The organism is Microbulbifer sp. MKSA007 (assembly GCA_032615215.1).
Lineage (GTDB): Bacteria > Pseudomonadota > Gammaproteobacteria > Pseudomonadales > Cellvibrionaceae > Microbulbifer.
Genome location: CP128433.1, coordinates 652,170 through 678,856 on the forward strand (window position 1 = coordinate 652,170; position 26,687 = coordinate 678,856).

Sequence of the window (26,687 nt, forward strand, 5' to 3'; positions counted from 1 at the left end):
ACAATTGTTGGTATCTTCACTATAGCGAGCCATTGAGGGTCCCGATGAGATGCTGTGAAATCACTCAAGTGCTCACTAAAAGTTAATGATCTAATCAGTATCCGGATTTGGCTTCCTCGTATTTTTCCAGTGACCTTAATAGAGGAAAACCTTACTACTGAGATTTTCTCACTCGTAGATACCATTCGGATAACAGTCTAACCTGCTTCTCGGTATAGCCCCGTTCAACCATACGCGCAACGAAGTCTGCATGCTTGCGTTTATCATCTGCTGAGGCCTTGGTATTAAAGGATATAACTGGCAGAAGATCTTCCGTATTGGAGAACATTTTTTTCTCGATAACGGCACGTAGTTTCTCGTAAGATCTCCAGTCGGGATTTTTTCCTTGATTGTTAGCCCTGGCGCGGAGAACAAAATTGACTATTTCATTGCGGAAATCTTTTGGATTGGAAATTCCTGCAGGTTTTTCTGTCTTTTCAAGCTCTTCATTAAGGGCGCCGCGATCCAGTATTTCACCGGTTTCGGGATCGCGATATTCCTGGTCCTGTATCCAAAAATCAGCGTAAGTGACATAGCGATCAAACAAGTTTTGGCCGTATTCAGCGTAGGATTCCAGGTAAGCTGTTTGGATTTCCTTACCGATAAATTCTACGTATCTTGGAGCTAAATATTCCTTGATAAACCCGAGGTAAGTCTCTTGCACTTCTGGTGGAAATTGCTCCTGCTCTATTTGTTGTTCCAGAACATAGAGTAGGTGGACTGGATTTGCCGCCACCTCAGTAGCATCGAAATTAAAAACTTTTGAGAGGATCTTAAAGGAGAAACGGGTGGATAGTCCGTTCATGCCTTCGTCTACCCCTGCATTATCCCTGTACTCCTGAATGGTTTTTGCTTTGGGGTCGGTATCCTTTAGGTTTTCACCATCATAGATACGCATCTTTGAATAAAGGCTGGAGTTCTCAGGGTTTTTAACTCTCGATAATACAGAGAATTGCGCCAACATCCGCAGGGTGTCTGGTGCACAGGGCGCTTTTGACAAGGAGCTATTTTCTAGCAGTTTCTGATAGATTCGTATTTCTTCCTGCACTCTTACACAGTAGGGCACCTTGACGATATAAATACGATCCAGGAAAGCCTCATTGTTGCGATTATTGCGGAAGGATTGCCATTCTGATTCATTGGAATGAGCGAGGATTGTACCGTTGAACGGAATTGACCCCAATCCCTCTGTACTGTTGTAATTTCCTTCTTGTGTTGCAGTTAGTAGGGGGTGAAGCACCTTGATAGGCGCTTTGAACATCTCGACAAACTCCATCAGTCCCTGGTTGGCCCTGCATAAACTACCAGAAAAGCTATAGGCGTCAGGGTCATTCTGGGGGAAATCCTCAAGCTTACGAATGTCGATTTTGCCAACTAGTGATGAAATATCCTGGTTATTTTCATCACCGGGCTCTGTTTTTGAGATAGCAACTTGATCGAGAATAGAAGGACGAATTTTTACGACACGGAATTTACTGATGTCCCCTTTAAATTCATGCAATCGCTTAACAGACCAGGGAGACATAATAGTGTTAACGTATCGACGTGCAATTCCGTAGTCCTCTTCAAGGATGCGGCCATCCTCAGTAGGAGAGAAAAGGCTCAAGGGAGATTCAAATACTGGCGATCCCTTAATTGCATAGATGGGCACCTGCTCCATCAAGGCTTTTAGCCGCTCTGCAAGGGATGACTTTCCGCCACCAACAGGACCTAGCAAGTACAGGATTTGCTTCTTCTCTTCCAGACCCTGTGCGGCATGTCGGAAGAAAGAGACAATTTGCTCTATGGCTTCCTCCATACCATAGAATTCACTGAAGGCCTTGTATCGCTTAATAACCTTATTACAGAAAATACGTGACAGGCGCGGGTCCCGTGAGGTGTCTACCAGTTCGGCCTCGCCAATGGCCATCAGCATCCTCTCAGCTGGTGACGCATAGGCACTGCGGTCTGTCTTACACAGCTCCAGGTATTCCTGAATACTGAGTTCCTCGTCCTGGATAGATTCGTATCTTTCCAAGTAGTGATTGAAAATTGTCATGGTGTCTACCTCCCTGTAGCCTACTGGAATTAGCTCAGTTTCCTGCTTTGGTTAGGATGTCGTACGCCCTTGGCTTCTCTTGCCCAAATGGGACGAGCGATGCATGAGCTGTAAAGTCCAGATCGTGTTTGGGATACGCTTGGCGTGAAGCACTATCGTTATTGCCGCTGTGAACCTTGTTCTTTGCTGGAGTAAGTATTGAATGCCCCCCAGCTTTTCCAGCATAGCTTTCCCTTTGAATGAGACAGTGGAATGTCACTTATATAGGTTGAATTGGGCGGCTGTTTTACGCTTTACTACAGCCCATATTGGGTAGTAGAAAAATATTGAGGAATGGAAATGTCGATTTTGGTGACTGGAGGTGCTGGATATATTGGCAGTCATACCTGCATAGAGTTGCTTGCTGCCGACTTTGAGCCTGTAGTTGTGGATAACCTATCGAACAGCAGTGAGGAAGCCCTACGGAGGGTTGAATTAATTACTGGCAAAGATATTCCTTTTCACAATCTGGATATTAGTGATAAGGAAGGTTTACGCAAAGTATTCTCTGATCATAAGATTGACGCTGTAATTCACTTTGCGGGGTTAAAAGCAGTTGGTGAATCTGTTGCGCAGCCACTGCGCTATTACCAGAATAATGTAGCTGGGACCTTGACCTTATGCGAGGTGATGGAGGAGTTTGGGGTTCACCGCCTGATCTTCAGTTCGTCGGCAACGGTTTATGGTGATCCTGAAACAGTACCAATTAAAGAAGATTTCCCTACTGGCGCAACCAACCCCTATGGCTCAAGTAAGTTGATTGTGGAAAACATGTTGCGAGACCTTTGTGCTGCACCGAACAGCCAGTGGAAAGTGAGCTTGTTGCGTTACTTCAATCCGATTGGAGCCCATGAAAGTGGGACTATTGGTGAAGATCCCAGTGGTATCCCCAATAACTTACTACCCTATGTTTCCCAAGTGGCAGTAGGTAGATTGGAGCAGTTGCAGGTTTTTGGTGGTGATTATGATACCGTCGATGGTACTGGAGTTCGAGATTATATACATGTAGTTGATCTGGCTCGCGGACACTTGGCGGCGCTGAATTTAATTTGTAGAGAAGATATTTCTGAGGGTTGTTATACCCATAATTTGGGGACGGGACAGGGCAGTTCTGTTTTACAAGTCGTACGTGCTTTCGAGAGTGTCAGTGGGAAGGAAATCCCCTATAACATTGCTCCACGGAGACCCGGAGATATTGCAGAGTGCTATGCAGATCCAGACCTGGCTGAAACAGAGTTGGGGTGGAAAGCTGAGTATGATTTAGTGCGTATGGTGAAAGATACTTGGCGTTGGCAGTATAAAAATCCTAAAGGGTACAGTGCAGATTAGGCAAAATTAAGTCAAGGAGATTTGATCCTATTTTTGCCCACAGATGATTAGGTTTTTCTATCAATCTAATAATACTCATTGCTTGCGTAGCTCCTTGCAGATGTTGCAAGCGGTGAGTTCTTTTCATGTTCTAAATAAAATTATGTCAACAGTACTTGGTTTAAGGGGCCATTAAGCTACTGATAAATACAATCCTGTTGATTGACTGGAACGCTTCTGATTAGCTAAGAATAAGAATTATTTGTCTGTCTGGTTGTATGTATAACTCTGTATTGATAGTTATCAATATATGGAAGCATTTATTACTTCAATTTTTATTTATTTTTCTCAATCTAAAAGGAGTTAAGATTGAAATATATTCAGTTTTTACTGTTATTTTTAACTGGTTTTTCAGCTTTAGCTGAAGATATATCTGGGGTGGATATCGCGATTGAGAAGCAGGGCGATAAGCTCTGGAAGCTTACCTATCAAATGGATAGGCCGGCAAGCCGGATTAGCTTTGTACGTAACCCGGATGCCTCTCGTATAAAACACTGGAAGTCTGTGTCACCAGAATTTGAATTAGTTTCTATGGATGGTGAAGAGTTTATGGTTAGAAAAGATAGAAGTTCATTCGAACACATTGAAATTTATTTGACGCCTAGCTATATATCTCTTCCCAAAGACTATGCACCTTTCTCCCCGTATTCAGATGGTGGAAGCCTGATATACACAGGCCGCTTTTTTGCTTGTATTGACAACTGTGATGATAAAGTAAAAGCCTGGCGAATAACTATGCAAGTTCCCCCAGGTGAGCATATGATCATTAACGGGAAGATAAATGTTGGGACCGCCAGCTGGATTGATCGTGATAATGGAATGAATATCTATGTTGGAACTCAAGAACCTATAAATACAGCTAGTGTTGTAGCTGTTATTGATAACGGTTTGCCGGAAAAATTGAGATTGTCTTTAGAGTCAGATATTCCCAGGTTAATGAGTTATTTTGAGCAAAGGCTTGGGGCACTAAGTGGAACAAAGCCGGCCTTGTATGCATCATATGCGAATGTCGACGATAACTCTTGGCAGGGGGGACCTTGCCACATCAGGTTTTTATGCATTGGAATATGAATGAACTTGATGGGAAATTTTCCGACCCTAACTTTATTAATGAAACCATTTGGTTTTTTGCTCATGAGGTCGCACATTTATACCAGCAGGGTAGTGAAACAGGATTGTATGGTGATGCAAATGAAACGTGGTTACATGAAGGGAATGCGGATTGGTTAGCCGCGCTGGCTTTATTAGATTTGTATCCCGAGTCATCAAAATATGTCTCTAATAAAATTAAGGCTTTTAAGGAAAGTTGCACAAAAGGTGTAAAAGAGATTCCTTTGGTTGAGGCTGCTAACAGGGGCAGGTTTGATCTGTATTATAGCTGTGGTCTGCTCATACATCGAGCAATTGACCTGTTTCTGCAAGGTGAAAATACTGATCCTTCAAATATTTTTTCAATGTGGAGCAGTTTTCGTCAAGAGGTCGAGGGCGGCGGAGAAAAAGGCGCTGATACTTTCTTGGTGCTTCTCAGCCAGAGGGAAGGAGCAGCGGAACTTGTTAATTCTATTGAGCTTTTACTTGATGGGAAACCGTCGAGTGTAGGAGTTGCTTTGGATCAATTAACTTATGGCTTATAAGGTTATTCAAGCTAGGTAAACTGACAGTTACACTCCCAGGTGATAACTGTCAGTTTATTTTTTTAGATTCGGTCGGTTTAAATTCTTCTTTTAGGCTTCAGGGCGAAGTGATTTTTATAAGCTGCAGTCTGTACAAAAAAATTCTTCATCACTTAATCGCATTGCAGTCAGGTACCCTCCCCAAACGCAACCTGTGTCTAGGGCATAGATATTCTCAGTATCTGCGCGGCCTTCCAGGGCAGCCCAATGCCCAAAAATAACCTTGTCATTTCTGGTTTTTCGATTGGGAAAGCTAAACCATGGCTGGTATTCACCGTGAGAGGCCTGGACCCCCTTTTTATTGATTAGATCCAGAGTGCCATCAGCCTTACAAAATCGCATTCTTGTGAAGTAATTGGTAATGGACCGCAGGCGTTCGATGCCGATCAAATGATCATCCCAACAGTGTGGCTCATTACCGTACATGCCATAAAAATATGCCTTTGCCATAGCTTCGTCGGCGAGGGCCTTATGCACTTCAGTGGCGAGCTTTTGCGCTTTAGTAACGCTCCAAATGGGGGGGATACCCGCATGCACCATGGTGTACCCCTTCTTATGTACTAGAAGGGGTAGGCTTTGTAGCCACTCCAGTAACTTATCAGAATCTTTTGCTTTTAAAACCTTGGCAAGGTCGTGCTCTTTTTCAGACAGAGATTTAGCGCCATGGGCGATCGCCAGTAAATGGAGATCATGGTTGCCCAACACTGCTGTAACCTGCTGGCGGTGCTGATAGAGATAGCGAAGGGTGCTCAGGCTATCCTCACCCCGGTGAACCAAGTCTCCGGCAAGCCAGAGTTTGTCACGGTCAGCACTAAAATTGATTTTCTTAAGAAGGCTTTGAAAAGCTGCAAAGCATCCTTGAATATCTCCGATGGCGTAAGTTGCCAAGGTTCCCCCCAATAATGTGAAAAATAATTATTGTTGTTGCAAGTTTGTACAGTAGTCGGCCAGCTTAACAAAGTCCTCGACGCTTAAGGTTTCTGCTCGGCGGCCGGCATCAATGGGTAGCAGCTCGGGGTCGAGATCCGGGAATAGGGGTTTTAAAGCATTGCGCAGGGTCTTACGGCGCTGCTGGAAGGCTATATTGACGATTCTTTCCAATAATCCTTCATCTTTTGCGGTAAATGGCAGAGTGCTGTGGGGAACCAATCTCACGATGGCAGAATCCACCTTAGGGGCGGGCCGGAAAGACTGCGGGGGTACAGGGAACAGGCCCTGTACGCGACAGTAATATTGAACCATCACGCTAAGTCGCCCATAAGATTTAGTCGAAGGCGTAGCGCTGAGCCGATCTACCACCTCTTTCTGCAGCATAAAATGCATATCCTGGACTTGCCCGCGAAAACTGAGCAGATGGAACAGTAACGGTGTGGATATGTTATATGGAAGGTTACCGACAATGCGTAGCTGCTTATCTCCAGCAAAGGTGCCAAAGTCAAATTTTAATGCGTCCTTTTCAATGATGCTAAATTCCGGGTATTCCCTGAATTTAAATTCCAGCATCGGAATCAGGTCGCGATCCAGTTCGACAGCGGTTAGAGATGGGCAGCGTTTTAATAGTAATTCTGTAATTGCCCCTTGACCCGGGCCAATTTCCACTAGCGTATCTGATTCTTTAGGGCCTACCGCACGAACAATGCGCTCGATAATATTTTCATCGACGAGAAAGTTTTGTCCAAAGCGTTTGCGGGCTTTGTGTTGAAAGAAGTTATCCATTGATATATCTGTAACCTGGATGATTAATTTTGCGGTTAAGCCTTGGGGTGCTAGTGAGCATTTCAGTTGGATACCCTTTAGGGCCTTTCACTGCGCTCACGTGGTGAGGGCATGGTTCACTCTTTCTCCAAGCAAGTTTTAGGCACTGCGCAATTTAGCTATCGCCACAGCCTGAGACAGTGCGGTTTTGAGGCTGCCGCAGTCTGCAATGCCTGTGCCCGCGATATTGAGAGCTGTGCCGTGGTCTACTGAAGTGCGGATAAAGGGTAGCCCCAAAGTGATATTGACGGCGTGGCCAAAACCCTTGAATTTTAACACTGGAAGCCCCTGATCGTGATACATAGCTAAAACGGCGTCACATTCCGACAAATGCGGCGGGGTAAAAAGAGTGTCTGCGGGAAGTGGACCTTTCAGTGATATACCTTGGTGGCGCAAGTGTTCAAGTGTGGGTTCAATTATTTCTACTTCCTCATGGCCTAAGTGTCCCCCTTCTCCAGCATGGGGGTTGAGGCCGCAAACGCTAATACGAGGATTGGAGATGCAGAAATGTTCCCGCAAACTGGCGTCGAGGATGGTAATAATCTGCTCTAGAAGCGGGGGGTGATAGCAGCGCTCACCTCTTTGAGGGGCAGGTGAGTTGTCACCAGAGCAACTCGAAGGTCCTCTGCTGCTAGCATCATAACGACACGCTCAACACCGGCTTTTTCAGCAAAGAACTCTGTATGGCCGCTAAATGGAGTGCCGGCATCATTGATAATGCCTTTGTGTACGGGCCCTGTAACCACGGCATCAAACTGGCCGGCCAGGCAACCCTCTGCCGCAACTGAAAGAGTTTCCAATACATAGGGTGCATTGACTGCATTCAGTAGGCCGGGTTTAGCAGGCTCGGCTATGGAGACCGGTAGTATGTAGAGAGCACCGGCAGGTGTTCCCTCTGTGCCTGCTTTGGACAGAGGAAGGAGCTGAAGAGGCAACCCCAATGCCGCAGCGGTATCTGTCAGTAGCTGGGGATCAGCAATTGCGACAATCTGTGCAGGAGAACTCTCTTGTGCAATCTTCACGGCGAGCTCAGGGCCAATACCTGCAGGTTCTCCGGGGGTGAAGGCAATTTTAGGAGCCATTGCTATATAACTTTCCTGTAGCTACAAAAAAAAACCGGGCACAGGGCCCGGTCTTTACCGCTGAAAAAGCGGCTTACTATTGGTTTCCTGAGTCCTCGGTGGTCTCAGAGTCCGGCAATTTGATCTCAACGTACGCCTGGTCGCGAATCTCACGACGCCAGTTTTGTAGTTCCTCTTCATAGCGGCGGTTGCGCAGCAAGTTGGCTGCCTGATTGCGGATATATTTGTCGGTCATATCCTGCTTGCGCCGATCTTCAACCTGCAGGATATGCCAGCCGAACTGGCTGCGGAAAGGCAGGCTAATGCTGCCAATCTCAGTTGCATCCATAGCCTGGGTAAACTCTGGCACAAACTGTCCGGGCATAGACCAGCCAAGATCGCCACCGGATAGCATAGAACCTATATCCTCTGAGTTCTCGCGCGCGAGCTCGCTAAAGTTATCGCTGGCCATGGCCTCTTCACGGAGCTCAATCAGCTTATTGTAAGCCTGGTCATCGGTAAGAATAGCGGATGGCTTAAGCAGGATATGGCGAACTTTTGTCTGTTCCACCAACTGCTCGCTGGCGCCTTTCTGCGCGTGAATCTTTAATAGGTGAAAGCCGGCATCACTGCGGAAAGGCTCGGTAACATCACCGGCTTTTAAGTCGGTGAGGGCATCGGCAAAAAGAGTGGGAAGCTCGACGGTCTTGCGCCAACCCAGGTCGCCACCGGAGAGGGCATTCTGGCCGGCAGAGTTTGCGATTGCCAGGCGGCGGAAGTCAGCGCCGTCTTTGGCCTGTTGGGCTAGGTCTTCAGCCTTCTCCCGTGCCTGGGTAACTTCGCTGGTGGGAGCGCTGGAACTCACGGGGATCAGGATATGGCCCAGTTCAAATTGAGGGGACTTCCAAAACTCCCCCTCCTTGGAGCGCAGGAAGTTATCGATATCCTGGTCAGTAATCTGGATCCGGCGGTTAACGCTGCCTTGCTCAACCCGGCGAATCATCAGCTCTTGGCGAATTTGCTGACGAAAGCTCTTCATGCTCATACCGTCAGCGAGCAGGCGTTGGCGGAACTCTTCGGGGCTGACTCCGGCATTTTGTTGGACACGGGCGATAGCTTGGTCCAGCTCCGATTCAGAAACGGTGACACCTGCGCGAGAGGCCATTTGCAGTTGCAAACGCTCGATAATGAGTTGTTCGAGAACCTGGCGGCGCAAAACATCCACTGGAGGAGCCTGCACCTGTTGTGCTTGGATTTGGCTTGCGATGGTATTCATGCGCTGGGCCAGTTCACTGGCCATCACAACATCGTCATCAACAACAGCAACTACCCGGTCAAGGTTTCTGACTTGTGCGGTGGCAGTGGCGGCGATCAGAGCGCCAGCTGCCAGTACGGGTGCCAGGCCCAGCTTCGGTATGAATTTCTTAATTATTCTCATCACTGTTTCAGCTCTTCTCTCTGATCAAAGTTGGCAATCCCCTGGGTCAGCATTTCTGTCACGGTTGAACCAAAGCCTGCTAGCCCTTTGAGTTCGACTTCAAGATAGATACCTTCGTCATACTCAAGGTCTTCAGCAGATACAACCCCTGCGAGATCATTGTCCAGCGTGCGTCGCCACACCAGTCGGGTACGGTAGCAGCAGTCGTCATATTCGATTCCTGCCAGGTATTCCAGTTCCCGATTCAAAGTAAGATCATAGCTGGCACCAGCCATGAGTGAGGTATGAGTACCAAGTGGGAGGACAGTTGAGGCGTTTAGTTGGCTCACGGTTTCATCTTCATCTTCGTCCTCATCATCGTCATCCGTTGCGTCCGGGCGCTCGTAGTAATAGCTTAAGTTAAAGATGCGGTAATCGTCGTCAAGATAGCGCAGGCTGAAATTACCGCGATTAATATTGTGCTCACTATCTTCATAGACCAGCTCAGTCCCCAAACGGAGGGATTCGAAAGGGCGACTTTCGATTCGTGCAGCCAGCTCTGACCGTTGGGTATCCTCAATGTAAGAGTCACGGCCAATTTGTCGGTCACTGGAGTAATAGACTTGCCCGACACTGGCTGAGAAGAGGTCCCGACCACTAACGGGATCGATATAGCGGGTTGTCAGGCCAAGGGCAATTCTGTCCGCATCGTCGATTCGGTCATTACCGGTAAACCGGCTATCGCGGAACAATTGGTCGTAACTGAAAGTGTAAAGTGATGTGTCGTATAACAAGTTGTTACTATTTGGGTCGATATCCTCGGCATCATCACTGATATTAAAGAAATCACTCTGATCGGCATTGCTACTAATCAGGGTAAACAACCGTGGCTCCAGCGTCTGGATAAAGTCGCGGTTAAATAGGTGGCTATCGCGCTCAAAGTAGAGCCCAGTATCCAGAATAAACTGGGCAGCAGCCGCATCGGGGGTGTCGTCGGCATCCTCAGGTAGAAACAGGTCACTCACACTGTAAGCGAGGTAGCGACCAGCAACTCCCGGCTTGAAATATCCCCAGAGCCACTCTTTATCCCAGTAGAATTCATAGTCGAGGCGCAGCCGATCTGCAGTGATAAAGTCTCGTGTTTGAGTCGTGACACTGTCGGGGTCATCGGTGTCTTCAATAAACCTTATGGTTTGTGTGTCACTGTGATCCCAGCTGGTGACTTCGTTCTGCATAGTCAACAGCCAGTCATCCCAGCGGTAATCGCCGTCTATATCAAAACGGGGGTATTGGGCAAATGTATCGAAGGCGTCATTTTCCAGTACCTGATAGTCTTGGGTACGTAGCGTTGCTTGCCAGTGCTCGCTGCGCAGTTGCCCCTGAACTTTCTGGCTAACTCGGGTTTCTGCATTGATATCGAGGTTGGCCGTGCTTAAATCACGGAAATAGTCTGGGTCGCTGACCTTGGTGTAGTCGATATCGGTACGCCAGACGCTACCGCTGTAGCCCCCTTGCTGCTCCAAACTGATCAGCCAGCGGTCATCACCTTTGTAGGGGAGAACCAGGTCCTCAGGGAAGCCCTCATCAATCAGGTCCTGGGCAAGGTTATTATTGCCGCCATCGTCGTCGGGGAGATCGGCAAGACGGATTTCTGTACTAAACATTTCTGCCAGGTGCCTGAACTCAACCTCTAGCCCGGCTCCGCGATATTGGATGTAACGCGGGGAAATGGTGGCGTCCATCTGCGGGGCAATATTCCAGTAGTAGGGAATGGAGAGGTCCCAGCCATTCTTATCGCTGTTGCTGAGTGTGGGAAACAGGAAGCCGGACATGCGCGCATCGCCTACAGGAAAGCGGAAATACGGCAGGTATAAGACAGGAACGTCCAGAATCTCCAGGCGCACATCCCGTGCAGTCCCCTGGCTTTCTACTTCATCAATATTGATCTCGCGGCCCGTAAGTTGCCAGAATTCACGCCCGGGCTCACAGCGGGTATATGTGCCCTCTGTCAGGGTTAGCTCACCACTGGTTTGACGTGCAGCTAGCTCGGCGTCCCCATGAATAAAAGCATCGTGTACCACATAGGTAGCATCCTCAATAGAGGCCGCTTCGCTTTCGGTATGGACTTCAGCGGAGGAGCCGCGGATCAGTAAACCTGGCTCCCGAAGCTCAACCGCACCATCTAAAGTAGCGATATTTTCCGGGCGATTCAGTTTGACCTGGTCGGCGAAGAGCTGTCGGTAACCTTGGGTAATATGTACATTCCCGCTCAGCTCGGCTGAACCATCTTCCAGCCACTGGGATTTCTCAGCAGTGGCTCTGAGCGGGGCCTCCCCAGGGGGCAGGTCAGAACCGGGATAGTTGCGCGGAGGGGCCACAAAGGCGCCAGAGCACACCGCAGGTAAATTGGCTAGCTCCTCCGGGGTTAGCTCAGAGCGGGGCAACCAGTCCAAGTACAAATAGGGGTTGTAGTCGGGATCAGGATACGGTTCGCCCTGATTGGCTTGCGCCCACAAGGGCTGAGCAGCGATCAGGCCGAGAGCGATGGAGCGGGCTTGGGAGTTATTAGCAATCGCCAGAGCGAGGCGACGCCACCGGGAGACTTCAAGCATCAAACGATATGTTCCAGCTATCTTTTAGTGTTTCTTTATCGATGGATACGTGCGACAGCTTTCGAGCCGGGGCGCGCAAAATCATCGTCCGATTCTACTTGAATGTAGATGTGGTTAATAGCCGTACTGAAGTCGTAATGTTACAGCTAGAGGCTCAGCTTCGAAACGTAAATTACCTGGAACTCGTGTTCTGTTTTTAGCTGAGGCAAAGTAGGGGCTCCAATAAATAGTGATGGCGTCTCTGGACGCAGAGAGGCTCGGGGTTAAAATGCAGCTAGAAACAGTTGGAATATAAGATGAGCCTAAGATCGAGCAGTGAAGTTGAGCAAGGGTGCGAGATCGACACCGATCCCAGACGCAATACCTTGTGTGAGTGGGTTGGCGTGGCCCTGGGTATGGAGGCTCCGGCTGATTTATTGAGCCTGGCGGGAGATGCTGGATTTCGCCGTTATTTTCGCACTCTAACCGAGCCGTCACTGATAGCGGTAGATACCCCTCCCCAATTGACTAACCCCGCCCGCTTTGTGGCTCTGGCTGATTACTTGCGCCGCAACGGTATCCATACGCCGATGGTGGTTGCTGCAGACACCGCAGAGGGGTACCTGCTGCTGGAAGATTTGGGGGATACCCAATTGTATAGCGTGCTCAACAGCGACAGTGTTGAGGGACTCTACGCAGAGGTAATGAGTGAACTTTTATGCCTGCAGCAAATCCCTTTTGAGGAACAATTATTCCCAACTTATAGTCGGGAACTACTTCTTAAGGAAATGCAGGTTATGCCTGAGTGGCTGGTGCGAGAGCTACTTGGCTACCAGCTTTCAGAGCGGGAAGAAAAGCTGCTGGAGCAAACCTTTGAATTGTTGCTTAACAGTGCGGAGGAGCAGCCTCACACGATTGTTCACCGGGATTACCACAGTCGCAACCTGATGATCCGCGACGGGGAAAGGCCGGGGATTGTCGATTTTCAAGACGCAGTGTGGGGGCCCGCCACCTACGATCTGGTGTCTCTGCTCAAAGATTGCTATATCCGTTGGCCCCGCGAGCGGGTAGAGCGCTGGGTGCTGGCTTACGTCGCGACTGCTGAAGCGGCGGGTGTTATGCAGCCTGTGGACCCACAACTTTATCTTCGTTGGTTCGACTGGATGGGGTTACAGCGTCATATTAAAGTGCTGGGTCTGTTCCCGCGCCTCAGTCTGCGTGATGGAAAGCAGGGATACTTGCAGCACCTGCCGCTGGTGATTCGCTATGTTTTGGAAACCGCTGAGCGCTACCCAGAGCTGGAGCCGTTTACTGATTGGTTCAGCGGCACCCTACTGCCGCAGATAGAGCCTTTGCCCTGGTACAGCGATTACCGCTGTGCCGGTGACTAGCCGAAGTAGGCCGTACGAAAACTGTACAGATTAATTTAATGAGCAAACCCAAAGAGAATTCCCCTTTGACTGCCATGGTATTGGCAGCAGGTTTTGGGCGCCGTATGCGCCCACTGACTGACCAAACTCCAAAGCCTCTGTTACCGATTGCCGGTAAGCCCCTGATTGAATATGCGATTGAGCGCTTGGCAGCTATTGGTGTGCAAAAGGTCGTGATTAACCTGGGCTACTTAGGACCCAAAATTCGTCAACAGCTTGGTTCTGGTTCCCGCTGGGGGTTGGATATTCACTACTCCGTCGAGCATGAGGAGGAGCCACTGGAAACTGCCGGCGGGATTCTCAAGGCGCTGCCACTGATCGGCGATTCATCGTTTTTGGTGGTTAATGGTGATGTCTGGTGTGACTATGACCTGTCGCAATGGATCGAGAGATCGCTGCCGGAGTCTTGCCCTGGACGCCTTTTGATGGTCCCCAATCCTCCCCATAACCCCGGTGGAGATTTTGGCATAGAGGGTGGCTTGCTGTCGGGTACAGCCAAGCCCCGCTATACCTTTGCAGGTATTAGCTGGCTGCGAGCTGAAACCCTCACCAAATACCCTAAGCGTCGCGAATGCTTCGGGCTTGGGGAAGTGTTCACCTTTAATGAGGATAAGCTACAAGCTGAACTCTATGAGGGGGACTGGTGCGATGTGGGAACCCCCGAGCGCCTGGAAAATTTAGATCGCCGACTGACTGGCGAAAGTTGAGTTACCAAAGGATATTTTGATGTCAGATTACAAGATCGCTCCCTCTATTCTCTCTGCAGATTTCGCACGTTTGGGTGAAGAAGTGGACAATGTGTTGGCAGCCGGAGCGGACTGGGTGCATTTTGATGTGATGGACAATCACTATGTGCCAAATCTCACGATTGGCCCTATGGTATGCCAGGCCCTGCGCAAACACGGTGTTGAGGCTCCGATTGATGTGCACCTGATGGTGGAGCCGGTGGATGAGATGATTCGCATGTTCGCCGATGCCGGAGCTACCTATATTACGTTCCACCCAGAAGCCTCTCGTCACCCGGACCGCTCCCTACAATTGATTCGCAGTCTCGGCTGTAAAGCGGGGCTGGTGTTCAATCCAGCCAGTGGCCTCGATGCGGCCAAGTATGTAATGGATAAGCTGGATATGATCCTACTGATGTCGGTGAACCCGGGTTTTGGTGGGCAGAAGTTTATCCCCAATACCCTGACCAAGTTAAAAGAAGCTCGCAAGTTGATTGATGAGTCTGGGTTTGATATTCGCCTTGAGATCGACGGCGGTGTGAATCGCGACAATATTGCCGAAATTGCTGCAGCTGGAGCAGATACCTTTGTCGCTGGGTCTGCCATATTCAATACCCCGGACTACGCTGAAGTGATTGCAGCCATGCGTAAAAGTTTGGCTTAATTTACAAAACTGGCGGGCAATCTCTTGCCCGCCATAGACGGGATTTGTTAACTTGTGCGCCTGCACTGAGGGAATTTCCGTGAACCACTCTTTCTCCCTGACAAACAGTTGGCGATGGCGCCACTGACCTGCTGAGGCCCAATCGAGTTTGGCGATTGAGGCACCTTTCCCGTGGGCGCTGCTTATACTCTGGCGCCAATCATAAAAGAATGAAAAATTGATCGGAGTCTCCATGACCCCTACTGAATACGCTCAACTTGCGTCTGAGGGTTATAACCGTATCCCCCTGGTAAGGCGCGTACTGGCGGATATTGAAACGCCACTGTCCACCTATTTGAAACTGGCCGGAGGCCGTTACAGCTATTTGCTGGAATCGGTCCAGGGCGGGGAGAAGTGGGGACGCTATTCCATTATTGGTTTACCTGCGCGGACTCTGCTCAGGGTTAAGGGCACTGACATCACCGTGGAAACTGATGGTGAGGTTGTAGAGAGCTACAGCGTCGCCGACCCTCTGGAGTTTGTTGAGCAGTTTCAGCAGCGCTATCAGGTGCCTGAATTAGCGGATCTGCCTCGTTTTAACGGCGGGTTGGTGGGCTATTTTGGCTATGACTGCGTGCGCTATATCGAACCGCGTCTGGCCGCCAGTACTCCGCCGGATACCCTGGGTAATCCGGACATCCTGTTGATGGTCAGCGATGAATTGGTGGTTTTTGACAATCTTGCCGGTGCGGTAATTCTGATTGTCCACGCAAATACAGCTGAAGAAGCAGCCTATGAAAAAGCCCAGCAGCGCCTGGACCAATTGGTTGGCCAGTTAGCACAACCGCTGCCGGATACTGTGCCCCTCGATTTGCATGGGCGCGGCATTGATGAGAGCGAATTCCAATCCCACTTTGGCGAGGATAACTTTAAGCGCGCAGTAGACCGGGTTAAAGAGTACGTGCTTGCCGGTGATGTGATGCAGGTGGTGCCCTCCCAGCGCCTGTCTGCGCCTTTCAATGCGCCGCCACTCAATTTTTACCGTGCTTTACGCAGTTTGAACCCTTCGCCGTATATGTATTTCCTCGATCTGGGTGATCACCATGTGGTGGGCTCCAGCCCAGAAATTTTGGTGCATTTAGAAGAGGGGGAAATGACTGTGCGACCTCTGGCGGGAACCCGCCATCGGGGAGCCACTGAGGAGGAGGATCTTGCCCTGGAGGAAGAGCTGTTGGCAGATCCCAAAGAACTCGCCGAACATCTGATGCTGATTGACCTGGGGCGCAATGATATCGGCAGGGTGGCTGATACTGGCAGTGTCAAAGTCACCGACCAAATGTTTGTCGAGCGCTATTCCCACGTGATGCATATCACCTCCAATGTTGTCGGCCGGTTAAAGTCGGGCCTCAGCGCCATGGATGCTCTGCGCGCGGCACTGCCGGCCGGTACCCTGTCGGGCGCCCCCAAGATTCGCGCTATGGAAATTATCGATGAGCTGGAGCCAGAAAAGCGTGGCATTTACGGTGGGGCGGTCGGCTACCTGGCTTGGAATGGCAATATGGATACCGCTATCGCCATTCGTACTGCAGTTATCAAGGGTGGCCGACTATATGTGCAGGCGGGGGCTGGCCTGGTGGCCGACTCAGATCCACAGTCAGAGTGGAATGAAACAATGAATAAGGCCCGAGCGCTTTTCCGCGCTGCCGGTATGGCGCTGGCCAAGAGTAGTGACCCTTTAAAGATCGAGCAAGATGAGCGAAGTTAGTATTTCTCAAAAGTTGACCCTGGCTGAACGCTGCGAGCGAGTCGTCGCAGCGCCGTTATTTAACCAAATCATTATCGGAATGATTCTACTCAATGCTGTCGCTGTTGGGTTGGAGACTTCCACTTGGGTGACGGAGCGCTTTGGTACGCTGCTGGGCGCTATTAATCAACTGATTCTCGCCTCATTTGTTATTGAGGCGCTGGTTAAAATTTTTGCCCATGGGGCCCGTCCCTGGCGTTACTTTGCCAGTGGTTGGAATTGCTTTGATTTTACTATTATTGCACTGAGTTTGATCCCTGCTACAGGGCCGCTAGCTACCCTGGCGCGTTTGGTGCGGGTATTAAGGGTTTTGCGGCTGGTGTCTGCATTCCCGGAACTCCGCACACTGGTGGACACGCTTTTGCGCAGTTTGCCAAGCATGATGCACATTGCTTTGTTGATGAGCATCATTTTCTATATCTATGGTGTAGCGGGTTATTTCCTATTTCACGATATTGATCCAACTCACTGGCGCACTTTACCCATCGCATTTTTGAGTTTATTCCGCATAGTCACCTTTGAGGACTGGACGGATATTATGTATACAGCGATGGATTCGATGCCTTGGGCCTGGCTTTACTTCGTCAGCTTTGTGGTCATGGGGGCGTTCGTAATGATTAACCTCTTTATCGGTGTAGTCTTGAATAACCTGGAAGAGGCCAAATTGCGACGAATGGATGAAATGTGTCTGCCTCCAAGCCAGACCGAAATCCTGCGCGAACTCCGCGCAACCCAGGCCTCTCTCGCACGCCTGCAAAAAAGAATGGAAGAATCCACTTATCAACCAGAGGCTAAGGGGGCCGCACAATGATTTTAATGATCGATAACTACGACTCCTTTACCTGGAATGTAGTGCAGTACCTGGAAGAGCTGGGTGCAAAAGTGGTGGTAAAACGCAACGACGAAATTACCCTGGAAGAAATCGAGGCAATGGCGCCAGAGAAAATTGTGATTTCGCCGGGTCCCTGTACCCCCAATGAGGCGGGTATTTCTCTCGATACCATTCGCCGCTTTGCCGGCAGTATCCCTATTTTGGGTATTTGTCTGGGGCACCAGAGTATTGGGCAGGTCTTCGGTGGCAGGGTAGTTCGTGCCCGGCAGGTTATGCACGGCAAAACATCTCCTATAGTGCACAACAATTTGGGGGTGTTCCACGGTTTGTCCAACCCATTTGAGGCGACTCGCTATCACTCACTGGTAGTGGAGAAAAGCAGTTTACCGGAATGCCTGGAGATCACTGCCTGGACTGAGACAGAGGATGGTGAAATTGACGAGATCATGGGCGTGAAGCACCGGGAATTAGCAGTAGAAGGGGTGCAATTTCATCCTGAGTCAATTCTCACCATGCACGGTCACGATATGTTGAGAAACTTTATCGAGTCTTGAGGGCCGGAAGAACAAGTGCGCGGCGGGCAGGTCCCGCCAGAATCAATAACCAGAGTGGGGCAAAGGGGGAAAAATGAATATTCAACAGGCCATTGCCAAACTGGTGGATGGCGAACACCTTACTCGTGAAGAAATGCGCGAAACCGTGGGCCAGATTATGCGTGGCGAAGCGCTGGAGTCACAGATAGGCGCACTCCTTATAGCACTGCGTATACGCGGTGAGACAGTCGATGAAATTGTCGGCGCAGTGGAAACCATGCGTGAGCTGGCGGTAAAGGTTGAGCTCGACCTGGAAAACACAGTTGATATTGTCGGCACCGGTGGCGATGGCGCCAATCTATTTAACGTGTCCAGTGCGAGCAGCTTTGTTGCAGCTGCTGCCGGAGCTAAGGTAGCCAAGCATGGCAATCGCTCGGTGTCGTCCAGTAGTGGTTCTGCGGACCTGCTTGAGCACGCCGGCGTATTTTTGGAATTGAGTCCCTCGCAGATGGCGCGTTGCGTAGAGACTATCGGTATTGGCTTTATGTTTGCGCCCAGCTTTCACAATGCAATGCGCCACGTTGGCCCATCGCGAAAGGCATTGGGACTGCGTACCATCTTCAATCTACTCGGGCCGATGACAAATCCGGCGGGGGTAAAGCGCAAAGTAATCGGTGTGTATGACAAGCGCTACTGTCGCCTGTTGGCTGAGGTTCTGCAAAAGCTCGGTTCAGAGCATGTGCTGGTTTTACATAGTGATGATGGGCTCGATGAAGCCAGTATTGCTGCGGATACCTTTGCTGTGGAATTAAAGGATGGTGCCTTGCAGGAATATACCCTCAAGCCTGAAGACTTTGGCTTGCTGCGCCGTGACCTCTCTGATCTTAGTGTTTCTGGTTCCGAGGACTCCCTGGCCCTGATTCGCAATGCGCTGGGTAAGCGCAATACTGAGGCGGGGCAAAAAGCCGCGGATATTATTGCGCTTAACGCAGGCCTGGCAATTTATGTCAGCGGCGTTGCGCACTCTGCAGAGCAAGGTGTCGCTATGGCACAAGATGCTATCGACAGCGGTCTCGCCGGAGGGAAAATTAACGATCTTGCCGCGTTTACCAGTGCGTTTCGCCCAGAGGAAATTCAATCGTGAGTACACCGACCATTTTAAAAACAATTGTCGAGCGCAAGTGGCAGGAGGTTGCTGAGCGGAAGGCTGAGTGCTCCACCGACGAAGTTCGCCTTCGCGCCAGGGATCAGGAACCGGTGAGAGGCTTTGTCGATGCAGTGGATCGCAAGATTTCCACTGGTGAGGCTGCAGTAATTGCCGAAATTAAAAAAGCCTCTCCCAGTAAAGGCGTGATTCGCGAGGATTTCCTTCCTGCAGAAATTGCTACCAGCTATGAAAAAGGTGGCGCGGCTTGTCTGTCAGTACTAACCGATGTCGACTTTTTTCAGGGTGCAGATAATTACTTGCAGCAGGCCCGAGATGCCGTACGCCTACCGGTGCTGCGCAAGGACTTTACCGTTGATCCCTACCAAATCTATGAAGCTCGCGCGATTGGGGCCGACTGTATTTTGCTGATTGCAGCCTGCCTGGAAGATCCACAGATGGCGGATCTCAACGGGCTCGCTTTGGAGTTGGGTTTGGATGTCTTGGTGGAAGTGCATAACCACAAGGAGTTGGAGAGGGCCCTGGCATTACCTAACCGCTTAATCGGCATCAATAATCGCAATCTGCACACTTTCGATGTGCAGCTGGAAAATACCTTTAAGTTACTGGACTTGATCCCCGACGACCGTCTTGTGGTCACGGAAAGTGGTATTCATACCACAGATGATGTTGCGGCGATGCGTGGTCATAACGTCAATGCTTTCCTGGTGGGAGAGGCCTTTATGCGGGAGGAGGAGCCGGGCAGAAAATTGATGGAAATGTTTAACTGACCGCTTACTCCAGTAGTAGAAATAAAAAAGGGCGATGTAAAAATCGCCCTTTTTTTATGCGGTGTATTTATTCGGTTACTAGCGGGTACCGTACACCACCATGGTTTTACCTTTAACGGAAACCAGGCCCTGTTCTTCCAGGGTTTTTAATACGCGGCCCACCATTTCCCGGGAGCAGCCGACGATACGGCCAATTTCCTGGCGGGTGATTTTTATTTGCATGCCCTCGGGGTGAGTCATTGCATCCGGCTCATTGCAGAGGTCGAGCAGGGTGCGAGCGACACGCCCGGTGACATCCAGGAAGGCGAGATCACCAACTTTGCGTGTGGTGTTGCGCAGGCGGCCTGCCATTTGGGTGGCCAGGGCAAAAAGAAACTCTGGGTGCTGGCGAGTGAGTTCCTGGAACTTGGTGTAGGAGATTTCTGCCACCTCACACTCGGTTTTGGTGCGGACCCAGGCACTGCGGGTGTCCTGATCGAACAGGCCCATCTCACCGAAAAAGTCTCCGTCGTTGAGGTAGGCAACGATCATCTCGCGGCCTTCATCGTCCTCAATCAGAACTGTAACGGAACCGCGCATAATGAAATAAAGGGATTCACAGCGGTCGCCAGCATAGATAATTGTGCTCTTGGCCGGGTAGCGACGCCGGTGGCAGTGGGCCAGAAAGTCTTCAATATTGCCGATAGTCATGGGGTCTTCGATAGCAACCGTCACGGATTTATTCCTCATTTTTTGTCTTGTGCTCTATCCCGGCTTTAGCAGCTGAGCACTATTGAATTATCGCGCGAAAACAAAATCCCCAACAGGGGCTGACCGCGGCAAAGTTCCGCAGTGTGACCTGTGACACTATGGCACTGGGTCGCTTGGACTTCATAAACCACGATGCGTTCATAGAAAAAGCATTTGATCATGCGTCATTCGGCTTTCGCGCGGAGGCGTACCAGACACTATACCGGAAACATACAGGTGCCGGGATAGACTTCGCCAATATGCTAAGCTTCGCCGCTGAAGTTTTAATGGGAGTGGAGTGATGCAGGGGAAAGTAACCTGGGTAAATGATTTAACCTTTGTCGGTGAAGCCGGCAGTGGTAATTCGGTAGTGATGGAAGGCGGCCGCACAAATAATGGTGTGCGCCCGATGGAAATGATTTTGCTGGGCGTCGGTGGCTGCGCGGCTTACGATGTGGTGAGTATTTTACAGAAGGCGAGACAAGACATTATTTCCTGTCATTGCGAACTGGAAGGTGTGCGCCCGGATACAACCCCATCGCCGTTTGAGCGAATTGAAATGAAGTTTGTAGTGCGCGGTCGCGGATTGAAGGAATCCCATGTTGCCCGTGCAGTGGAACTCTCCGCAGAGAAATACTGCTCAGGCTCCATCATGTTGCGCAATGCGGGCGTCGAGATTGTGCACAGCTACAGCGTTGAAGAAGCTTGAAAGGAAATTAGCAGGGAGGAAAGGGAGGAAAGGGAGGAAAGGGAGGATACTGGGCGTAACCTCCCTAAAATCCAAGTCGTTTTAGTGAGTGAAGAGTAACGGTCAGATCTTATAACTGGCTGAAGTCATTACTTTGGATACCAGAGACATCACTCCTTTTACCGGAGCGGGGAAGCGGGCACCACCGGCGGCCAGTGCGGCGTGGGCGTGCTCGTCTTCGTCAATTAACATCTGTTCCACTACCGCACGGCTTCTCTTGTCGTCGGCGGGAAGCTTTTCGAGGTGGCTCTCAAGATGTTTACACACCTGGTCTTCCGTAGCGGCCACAAAACCGAGGCTGATTCGGTCGCTGATTTTCCCGGCGGCGGCGCCGAGCCCAAAGGACATGCCATACCACAGCGGGTTGAGTAGGCTGGGGCGGCTGTCCAATTCCTTCAAGCGCTGTTCACACCAGGCCAGATGGTCGATCTCCTCATCGGCAGCGCGCTCCATTTCCCCCCGCACCTCGGGCAGCTTGGCTGTCAGGGCCTGGCCCTGGTAGAGCGCCTGGGCGCAGACTTCACCGCTATGGTTGACCCGCATAAGGCCAGCGGCGTGTTTGCGTTCGCTGTCGGTGAGGTCTGTCTCGGCTTCACCCTTCGCCGGGGATGCCCGGCCGTGGCAGGGTTCGCCGGGGCTCAGGGTGCGCAGAGCCCGATCCGCTTGAATTAACAGGCGGTCGAGTCCGCTGAGGCTGCGTTTACTCATAGTATTCTGCTCCCTGTGGGAGGCGACCGCTTATGAGCGGCCGCCGAGGCCAGCTGTTAGTCCTGCTGCTCTGCAGAAACCTTTTCTCTTTCGACAGCGCGGTAGCCGATATCTTTCCGGAAGAACACGCCGTCCCAGTAGATAGCCCGAGCTGAGTCATAGGCATTTTCCTGAGCTTTAGCGACGGTATCTCCCATTGCTGTTGCGCACAACACCCGGCCACCATTGGTGACTACGCGCTCACCATCCAGTGCGGTACCGGCGTGGAAGACCTTGGCATTGTCACTGTCTGCTTTGTCTAGGCCGCTGATGGCATCGCCTTTGCGGTAGCTGCCGGGATAGCCGTGAGCGGCAAGTACCACACCCAGGGCTGGGCGGGGGTCCCACTCAGCAGTGACAGTGTCCAGCTTCTTGTCCAGAGCAGCCATGCACAGGTCGACCAGGTCCGACTTCAGACGAATCATAATTGGCTGGGTTTCCGGATCGCCAAAGCGGCAGTTGTACTCGATAACCTTCGGAGTACCGTCGCTGTCGATCATCAGGCCGGCGTAAAGGAAACCGGTGTAGGGCGTACCCTCAGAGGCCAGGCCTTTAACGGTGGGTTCGATTACCTCTTGCATAATGCGCTGGTAAATGGTGTCAGTCACCACCGGTGCCGGGGAGTAGGCACCCATACCGCCCGTATTAGGGCCGGTATCGCCATCGCCAACGCGCTTGTGATCCTGGCTGGTGGCCATCGGCAGGATATTTTCACCATCCACCATCACGATAAAGCTCGCTTCCTCACCCTGGAGGAACTCCTCGATAACCACGCGGCAGCCGGCTTCACCAAAGGCGTTTCCAGACAGCATATCGCGTACAGCGAGCTCAGCCTGCTCTTCGGTTTCGGCAACGATTACACCCTTGCCCGCAGCCAAGCCGTCGGCTTTAACCACGATGGGCGCGCCGCGCTCGCGAATGTAGGCAACCGCCGGCTCCACTTCGGTGAAATTGCGGTAGGCAGCGGTGGGGATTTTGTGGCGCTCGAGAAAGTCCTTGGTAAAGGCTTTGGAGCCCTCCAGTTGGGAGGCGCCTTTGCTGGGGCCAAAAATAGCGAGGCCACGGGCATTAAAGAAATCGACAATACCCTCTACCAGCGGTGCTTCCGGGCCGACAATAGTTAGTTCTACGCCGTTTTCTTCGGCGAAATCTGCCAGGGCGGCGAAGTTATCCACACCGATCGCGATATTTTCCAGCTTGGGTTCGCGGGCAGTGCCGGCGTTGCCTGGGGCAACATAGACGGTGCCGACATTTGGGTTTTGCGCTGCTTTCCACGCCAGAGCGTGCTCGCGGCCACCTGATCCGATAACCAATACGTTCATTCTTAAATCCCCCTAAGTCGACCGATCCGGTCCATTGCACAGGTTATAGGTGTGCTAGTTTAACGTGGAATTGATTCTGGGGCCTGAGTCTCGCCCCTGGATTCAAATGATTTGTGCGGGCTGGGAAGTATCGATACTTCCCAGCCCGTTGATCATAGCCCGCAGCAATAAGCATTTGCGGGCGTACAATCTTAGTGGCGGAAGTGGCGCATACCGGTAAATACCATGGCCATATTGTGCTCGTCCGCTGCGGCGATCACTTCTTCATCGCGCATGGAGCCGCCGGGCTGGATGACCGCCTGGATTCCTACAGCGGCAGCATTATCGATGCCGTCGCGGAAGGGGAAGAAGGCATCGGAAGCCATAACGGATCCTGCAACGGCGAGGCCGGCGTGCTCGGCCTTGATCGCGGCGATACGCGCGGAGTTTACGCGGCTCATCTGGCCTGCGCCTACGCCCACAGTGCGACCGTCTTTGCCGTATACGATGGCATTGGATTTTACGAACTTGGCCACTTTCCAGGTAAACAGCAGATCGCGGATTTCCTCTTCAGTGGGCTGGCGCTTGGAGACCACTTTCAGGTCGGCAGCGGTGATCAGGCCGTCGTCGCGGTCCTGAACCAGCAGGCCGCCATTGACGCGCTTGTAGTCCAGCGCCGGGGTGCGCTCGCTGCTCCACTGGCCGCATACCAGCAGGCGCAGGTTCTTCTTCTCGGCAACGGCCTGTTTGACCTCTTCGGAGACTGACGGTGCGATGATGACTTCAACAAACTGTCGCTCGACGATAGCGCGGGCAGTGGCGCCATCGAGTTCCCGGTTGAAGGCGATGATACCGCCAAAGGCGGATTCGCTGTCGGTAGCGAAAGCCAGGTCGTAGGCCGTGCGAATATCTTCAGCGATCGCCACACCACAGGGGTTGGCGTGTTTAACGATCACGCAGGCGGGTTGCTCGAAGGACTTAACGCACTCCAGTGCGGCATCGGTATCGGCGATATTGTTGTAGGACAGCTCTTTGCCCTGCAGCTGGGTGGCAGTGGAAATACTGGCCTCAGCTGGGTTGGCTTCGGTATAGAAAGCGGATTTCTGGTGCGGGTTCTCACCGTAGCGTAGATCCAGTTTCTTGATAAATTGGCTGTTGTAGGTGCGCGGGAACAGCTGCTTTTCTTCGCCTTTAATGGCGCCCAGGTAATTGGCAATAGCGCCGTCGTAGCCCGCAGTGTGTTCGAAGGCTTTTACCGCCAGATCAAAGCGGCTGACGTGGCTCAGGGCACCATCGTTAGCTTTCATCTCCTCGATGATCTTGCCGTAATCGCTGGCATTGACCACGATAGTGACATCTTTGTGGTTCTTGGCGGCAGCGCGAACCATGGTAGGGCCGCCGATATCGATGTTCTCGATAGCGTCTTCGAGGGAACAGTCGGGCTTGGCAACGGTTTGAGCGAAGGGGTAGAGGTTAACCACCACCATATCGATCGGGGTGATACCGTGCTCGCCCATGATGGCATCATCGGTACCACGGCGCCCCAGAATGCCACCGTGTACTTTCGGGTGCAGAGTTTTGACACGGCCGTCCATCATTTCGGGGAAGCCGGTGTAGTCGGAAACTTCTACCACGGGAATACCCGCTTCCTTGAGCTGGCGGTGGGTTCCGCCGGTGGAAAGAATCTCAACCCCCATTGCGGAGAGCTGTTGAGCGAACTCTACAATGCCACTCTTGTCAGAGACACTAATTAGAGCGCGGCGGATGGAAACCTTGTCTGTCATTGCACTTGATCCAACTGGTTTTCGAAAAGGATGTTTAAAGGGTTTTAGCGGTTGTCCACTGTGGCAACAAAAACGCTGCCGGGAAAATAGCGAAGGGGGATGAGTTACCTCATCCCCCTTCAAAATTTCGCTCGGTGGGAAGCTTACAGCAGGCCGTAGCGCTTCAGCTTCTTGCGCAGGGTGCCACGGTTGAGACCCAGTAATTGCGCGGCGCGGGTCTGGTTGTGGCGGGTGTATTTCATCACCACTTCGAGCATGGGCGCTTCGATCTCCGACAGCACCATGTCGTAGACATCGGTTACCATCTGGCCATCCAGGTGGCGGAAGTAGTTCTCCATTGCGTGCTCGACGGCATCGCGCAGGGACTGCTGCTGTGGCTGTGCCAGTTGAGTCTGTCCCCTGGAGGATACTTCTTCATTGCCAGTATCCGGAATTAATACTTCGTTGTTCATGCCGCTTGTGCCCCTCTCGTTATTCGGCGTTCAAACCACTCGTGAACGCTGGCATGTTGTACTTCTGCACTCTCTATTTGGAAAAAGGTCTTGCGGAAGGACTCGCTATCCGCGAGCGTCTTCAAGTACCAGCCCACATGTTTGCGAGCGATACGGACCCCCATCACTTCACCGTAGAATCGGTGTAGTTCGCCCAAATGGGCGAGCAAAATATTCCTGACTTCATCCAATGTCGGTTCGGGTAGCCGCTCGCCAGTGGCGAGATAGTGGGCTATTTCCCGAAAAATCCATGGTCGTCCCTGTGCTGCACGGCCAATCATGACCGCCGATGCGCCAGTGTAATCGAGCACCTCTCGGGCTCTCTCAGCACTGCAGATGTCGCCATTGGCAAAAACCGGGATTTTTACCCTGGATACAATTTCGGCAATGGTATCGAATTCAGCCTGTCCGTGGTAGCCACAGGCGCGAGTGCGACCGTGAACCGCCAGTGCAGCGACCCCGGAATCCTCGGCCATTTTGGCTACAGTGACGCCATTGCGGGAATCCGGGCACCAGCCGGTGCGGATCTTTAGCGTCACCGGGACGGAAACAGACTGGACCACGGCTTGAAGAATATCCGCTACCAGCTTTTCATCCCGCAGCAGGGCGGAGCCCGCTGCTTTCTTACACACCTTTTTTGCCGGGCAACCCATATTAATATCGATGATTTGCGCGCCGCGACGAGCATTCTCCCGAGCGGCTTCCGCCATCATCTCAGGATCACCGCCGGCGATCTGCACCGATATGGGCGCCGCTTCGCCACCGTGATCCAGGCGCAAGCGGGACTTGCGGCTGTTCCACAGGCGAGTGTCCGAGGTCACCATCTCCGAAACCACCAATCCGGCGCCGAGTTCTCGGCACAGCTGGCGGAAGGGGCGGTCGGTGACACCGGCCATGGGCGCCAGAATTACCGGGTTGTCGATAATATAGGGGCCAATGGCAGTAGACACGGTAGCTCCATTTGGGCTGTAGGAAGGGCAATCTGTGCCCCGGCAAAACAGCCG

23 protein-coding genes and 1 pseudogene are annotated in these 26,687 nt (G+C 51.5%); 12 read left to right on the forward strand and 12 right to left on the reverse strand.

From position 1 onward, the window contains the following. Positions 1–154: 154 nt before the first annotated feature. Positions 155–2,077 (reverse strand): PrkA family serine protein kinase, encoded by a 1,923-nt coding sequence (locus QT397_05520; protein ID WNZ56819.1) that lies wholly within the window; start codon positions 2,075–2,077, stop codon positions 155–157. Positions 2,078–2,416: 339 nt separating this feature from the next. On the opposite strand from QT397_05520, the gene galE reads away from it, so the two are divergent. The 3 genes from galE (at position 2,417) to QT397_05535 (ending at position 5,118) form a co-directional block, all read left to right on the forward strand. Continuing rightward, a complete protein-coding gene (gene galE, locus QT397_05525) occupies positions 2,417–3,445 on the forward strand; it encodes a UDP-glucose 4-epimerase GalE (GenBank protein ID WNZ56820.1) in 1,029 nt (342 codons plus the stop codon). A gap of 348 nt (positions 3,446–3,793) precedes the next feature. After that, on the forward strand, positions 3,794–4,555 hold the full coding sequence (locus tag QT397_05530; GenBank protein ID WNZ56821.1) for a hypothetical protein: 762 nt from the start codon (positions 3,794–3,796) through the stop codon (positions 4,553–4,555). Then, positions 4,552–5,118 carry a hypothetical protein gene (locus tag QT397_05535; GenBank protein ID WNZ56822.1) on the forward strand — a complete coding sequence of 189 codons (567 nt, stop codon included), beginning with the start codon at positions 4,552–4,554 and terminating at the stop codon, positions 5,116–5,118. The genes QT397_05530 and QT397_05535 overlap by 4 nt, the downstream gene beginning before the upstream one ends. A 114-nt stretch (positions 5,119–5,232) precedes the next feature. Here QT397_05535 and QT397_05540 read toward each other — a convergent pair whose 3' ends face one another. The 5 genes and pseudogenes from QT397_05540 to lptD form a co-directional block, all read right to left on the reverse strand. Beyond that, positions 5,233–6,045, reverse strand: a complete 813-nt coding sequence (locus QT397_05540) for a symmetrical bis(5'-nucleosyl)-tetraphosphatase (protein WNZ56823.1) — start codon at positions 6,043–6,045, stop codon at positions 5,233–5,235. 27 nt (positions 6,046–6,072) lie between these two features. Beyond that, positions 6,073–6,873, reverse strand: coding sequence for a 16S rRNA (adenine(1518)-N(6)/adenine(1519)-N(6))-dimethyltransferase RsmA (rsmA, locus tag QT397_05545; protein ID WNZ56824.1), 801 nt, complete (start codon positions 6,871–6,873; stop codon positions 6,073–6,075). A 138-nt stretch (positions 6,874–7,011) separates the two neighbouring features. Further along, positions 7,012–7,994: pseudogene (gene pdxA, locus QT397_05550) on the reverse strand (4-hydroxythreonine-4-phosphate dehydrogenase PdxA). A 76-nt stretch (positions 7,995–8,070) separates the two neighbouring features. After that, entirely contained in the window at positions 8,071–9,411 is a 1,341-nt protein-coding gene (locus tag QT397_05555) for a peptidylprolyl isomerase (GenBank protein WNZ58504.1), read from the reverse strand. Further along, entirely contained in the window at positions 9,411–12,002 is a 2,592-nt protein-coding gene (gene lptD, locus QT397_05560) for an LPS assembly protein LptD (protein ID WNZ56825.1), read from the reverse strand. The genes QT397_05555 and lptD overlap by 1 nt, the downstream gene beginning before the upstream one ends. A 296-nt stretch (positions 12,003–12,298) precedes the next feature. On the opposite strand from lptD, the gene QT397_05565 reads away from it, so the two are divergent. The 8 genes from QT397_05565 to trpC all read left to right on the forward strand — a co-directional run bounded on the left by QT397_05565 (position 12,299) and on the right by trpC (position 19,883). Beyond that, positions 12,299–13,372: a phosphotransferase gene (locus QT397_05565; GenBank protein WNZ56826.1), complete on the forward strand. Its 1,074-nt coding sequence runs from the start codon at positions 12,299–12,301 to the stop codon at positions 13,370–13,372. 38 nt (positions 13,373–13,410) lie between these two features. Beyond that, positions 13,411–14,118, forward strand: a complete 708-nt coding sequence (locus tag QT397_05570) for a nucleotidyltransferase family protein (GenBank protein WNZ56827.1) — start codon at positions 13,411–13,413, stop codon at positions 14,116–14,118. A gap of 19 nt (positions 14,119–14,137) precedes the next feature. Beyond that, entirely contained in the window at positions 14,138–14,800 is a 663-nt protein-coding gene (gene rpe, locus QT397_05575) for a ribulose-phosphate 3-epimerase (GenBank protein ID WNZ56828.1), read from the forward strand. Between the two features lie 232 nt (positions 14,801–15,032). Next, entirely contained in the window at positions 15,033–16,544 is a 1,512-nt protein-coding gene (gene trpE / locus QT397_05580; protein WNZ56829.1) for an anthranilate synthase component I, read from the forward strand. After that, on the forward strand, positions 16,531–17,394 hold the full coding sequence (locus tag QT397_05585; protein WNZ56830.1) for an ion transporter: 864 nt from the start codon (positions 16,531–16,533) through the stop codon (positions 17,392–17,394). The genes trpE and QT397_05585 overlap by 14 nt, the downstream gene beginning before the upstream one ends. Further along, positions 17,391–17,969 (forward strand): aminodeoxychorismate/anthranilate synthase component II, encoded by a 579-nt coding sequence (locus tag QT397_05590; protein WNZ56831.1) that lies wholly within the window; start codon positions 17,391–17,393, stop codon positions 17,967–17,969. The genes QT397_05585 and QT397_05590 overlap by 4 nt, the downstream gene beginning before the upstream one ends. Before the next feature lie 73 nt (positions 17,970–18,042). Then, a complete protein-coding gene (gene trpD / locus QT397_05595; GenBank protein WNZ56832.1) occupies positions 18,043–19,092 on the forward strand; it encodes an anthranilate phosphoribosyltransferase in 1,050 nt (349 codons plus the stop codon). Then, entirely contained in the window at positions 19,086–19,883 is a 798-nt protein-coding gene (gene trpC, locus QT397_05600) for an indole-3-glycerol phosphate synthase TrpC (protein ID WNZ58505.1), read from the forward strand. Before trpD ends, trpC begins: the two co-directional genes overlap by 7 nt. A gap of 78 nt (positions 19,884–19,961) precedes the next feature. Here the strand turns inward: trpC and crp are convergent, their stop codons facing one another. Further along, the gene (gene crp, locus QT397_05605) at positions 19,962–20,612 is read right to left on the reverse strand and encodes a cAMP-activated global transcriptional regulator CRP (GenBank protein ID WNZ56833.1); all 651 of its coding nucleotides are present in this window, start codon (positions 20,610–20,612) and stop codon (positions 19,962–19,964) included. A 301-nt stretch (positions 20,613–20,913) separates the two neighbouring features. On the opposite strand from crp, the gene QT397_05610 reads away from it, so the two are divergent. Then, positions 20,914–21,321 carry an OsmC family protein gene (locus QT397_05610; GenBank protein ID WNZ56834.1) on the forward strand — a complete coding sequence of 136 codons (408 nt, stop codon included), beginning with the start codon at positions 20,914–20,916 and terminating at the stop codon, positions 21,319–21,321. A 102-nt stretch (positions 21,322–21,423) separates the two neighbouring features. Here QT397_05610 and coq7 read toward each other — a convergent pair whose 3' ends face one another. From coq7 to dusB, 5 genes are all read right to left on the reverse strand, one after another. Further along, the gene (coq7, locus tag QT397_05615) at positions 21,424–22,068 is read right to left on the reverse strand and encodes a 2-polyprenyl-3-methyl-6-methoxy-1,4-benzoquinone monooxygenase (GenBank protein WNZ56835.1); all 645 of its coding nucleotides are present in this window, start codon (positions 22,066–22,068) and stop codon (positions 21,424–21,426) included. Positions 22,069–22,124: 56 nt separating this feature from the next. Continuing rightward, positions 22,125–23,429 carry a phosphoribosylamine--glycine ligase gene (purD, locus tag QT397_05620; GenBank protein ID WNZ56836.1) on the reverse strand — a complete coding sequence of 435 codons (1,305 nt, stop codon included), beginning with the start codon at positions 23,427–23,429 and terminating at the stop codon, positions 22,125–22,127. A 191-nt stretch (positions 23,430–23,620) separates the two neighbouring features. Further along, complete coding sequence (gene purH / locus QT397_05625) at positions 23,621–25,192, reverse strand: bifunctional phosphoribosylaminoimidazolecarboxamide formyltransferase/IMP cyclohydrolase (GenBank protein ID WNZ56837.1); 1,572 nt, start codon at positions 25,190–25,192, stop codon at positions 23,621–23,623. 143 nt (positions 25,193–25,335) lie between these two features. After that, entirely contained in the window at positions 25,336–25,644 is a 309-nt protein-coding gene (fis, locus tag QT397_05630) for a DNA-binding transcriptional regulator Fis (GenBank protein ID WNZ56838.1), read from the reverse strand. Then, a complete protein-coding gene (gene dusB, locus QT397_05635) occupies positions 25,641–26,579 on the reverse strand; it encodes a tRNA dihydrouridine synthase DusB (GenBank protein ID WNZ58506.1) in 939 nt (312 codons plus the stop codon). The genes fis and dusB overlap by 4 nt, the downstream gene beginning before the upstream one ends. Positions 26,580–26,687 lie beyond the last annotated feature (108 nt).

What these genes read in the sequence shown, in the direction of transcription:
- QT397_05520 (WNZ56819.1), bottom strand. Translation starts at nt 2,077, where the DNA reads ATGACAATTTTCAATCACTACTTGGAAAGATACGAATCTATCCAGGAC.
- galE (WNZ56820.1), top strand. Translation starts at nt 2,417, where the DNA reads ATGTCGATTTTGGTGACTGGAGGTGCTGGATATATTGGCAGTCATACC.
- QT397_05535 (WNZ56822.1), top strand. Translation starts at nt 4,552, where the DNA reads ATGAATGAACTTGATGGGAAATTTTCCGACCCTAACTTTATTAATGAA.
- rsmA (WNZ56824.1), bottom strand. Translation starts at nt 6,873, where the DNA reads ATGGATAACTTCTTTCAACACAAAGCCCGCAAACGCTTTGGACAAAAC.
- QT397_05555 (WNZ58504.1), bottom strand. Translation starts at nt 9,411, where the DNA reads ATGAGAATAATTAAGAAATTCATACCGAAGCTGGGCCTGGCACCCGTA.
- lptD (WNZ56825.1), bottom strand. Translation starts at nt 12,002, where the DNA reads ATGCTTGAAGTCTCCCGGTGGCGTCGCCTCGCTCTGGCGATTGCTAAT.
- QT397_05565 (WNZ56826.1), top strand. Translation starts at nt 12,299, where the DNA reads ATGAGCCTAAGATCGAGCAGTGAAGTTGAGCAAGGGTGCGAGATCGAC.
- QT397_05570 (WNZ56827.1), top strand. Translation starts at nt 13,411, where the DNA reads ATGAGCAAACCCAAAGAGAATTCCCCTTTGACTGCCATGGTATTGGCA.
- rpe (WNZ56828.1), top strand. Translation starts at nt 14,138, where the DNA reads ATGTCAGATTACAAGATCGCTCCCTCTATTCTCTCTGCAGATTTCGCA.
- trpE (WNZ56829.1), top strand. Translation starts at nt 15,033, where the DNA reads ATGACCCCTACTGAATACGCTCAACTTGCGTCTGAGGGTTATAACCGT.
- QT397_05585 (WNZ56830.1), top strand. Translation starts at nt 16,531, where the DNA reads ATGAGCGAAGTTAGTATTTCTCAAAAGTTGACCCTGGCTGAACGCTGC.
- QT397_05590 (WNZ56831.1), top strand. Translation starts at nt 17,391, where the DNA reads ATGATTTTAATGATCGATAACTACGACTCCTTTACCTGGAATGTAGTG.
- trpD (WNZ56832.1), top strand. Translation starts at nt 18,043, where the DNA reads ATGAATATTCAACAGGCCATTGCCAAACTGGTGGATGGCGAACACCTT.
- crp (WNZ56833.1), bottom strand. Translation starts at nt 20,612, where the DNA reads ATGAGGAATAAATCCGTGACGGTTGCTATCGAAGACCCCATGACTATC.
- QT397_05610 (WNZ56834.1), top strand. Translation starts at nt 20,914, where the DNA reads ATGCAGGGGAAAGTAACCTGGGTAAATGATTTAACCTTTGTCGGTGAA.
- coq7 (WNZ56835.1), bottom strand. Translation starts at nt 22,068, where the DNA reads ATGAGTAAACGCAGCCTCAGCGGACTCGACCGCCTGTTAATTCAAGCG.
- purD (WNZ56836.1), bottom strand. Translation starts at nt 23,429, where the DNA reads ATGAACGTATTGGTTATCGGATCAGGTGGCCGCGAGCACGCTCTGGCG.
- purH (WNZ56837.1), bottom strand. Translation starts at nt 25,192, where the DNA reads ATGACAGACAAGGTTTCCATCCGCCGCGCTCTAATTAGTGTCTCTGAC.
- fis (WNZ56838.1), bottom strand. Translation starts at nt 25,644, where the DNA reads ATGAACAACGAAGTATTAATTCCGGATACTGGCAATGAAGAAGTATCC.
- dusB (WNZ58506.1), bottom strand. Translation starts at nt 26,579, where the DNA reads ATGGCCGGTGTCACCGACCGCCCCTTCCGCCAGCTGTGCCGAGAACTC.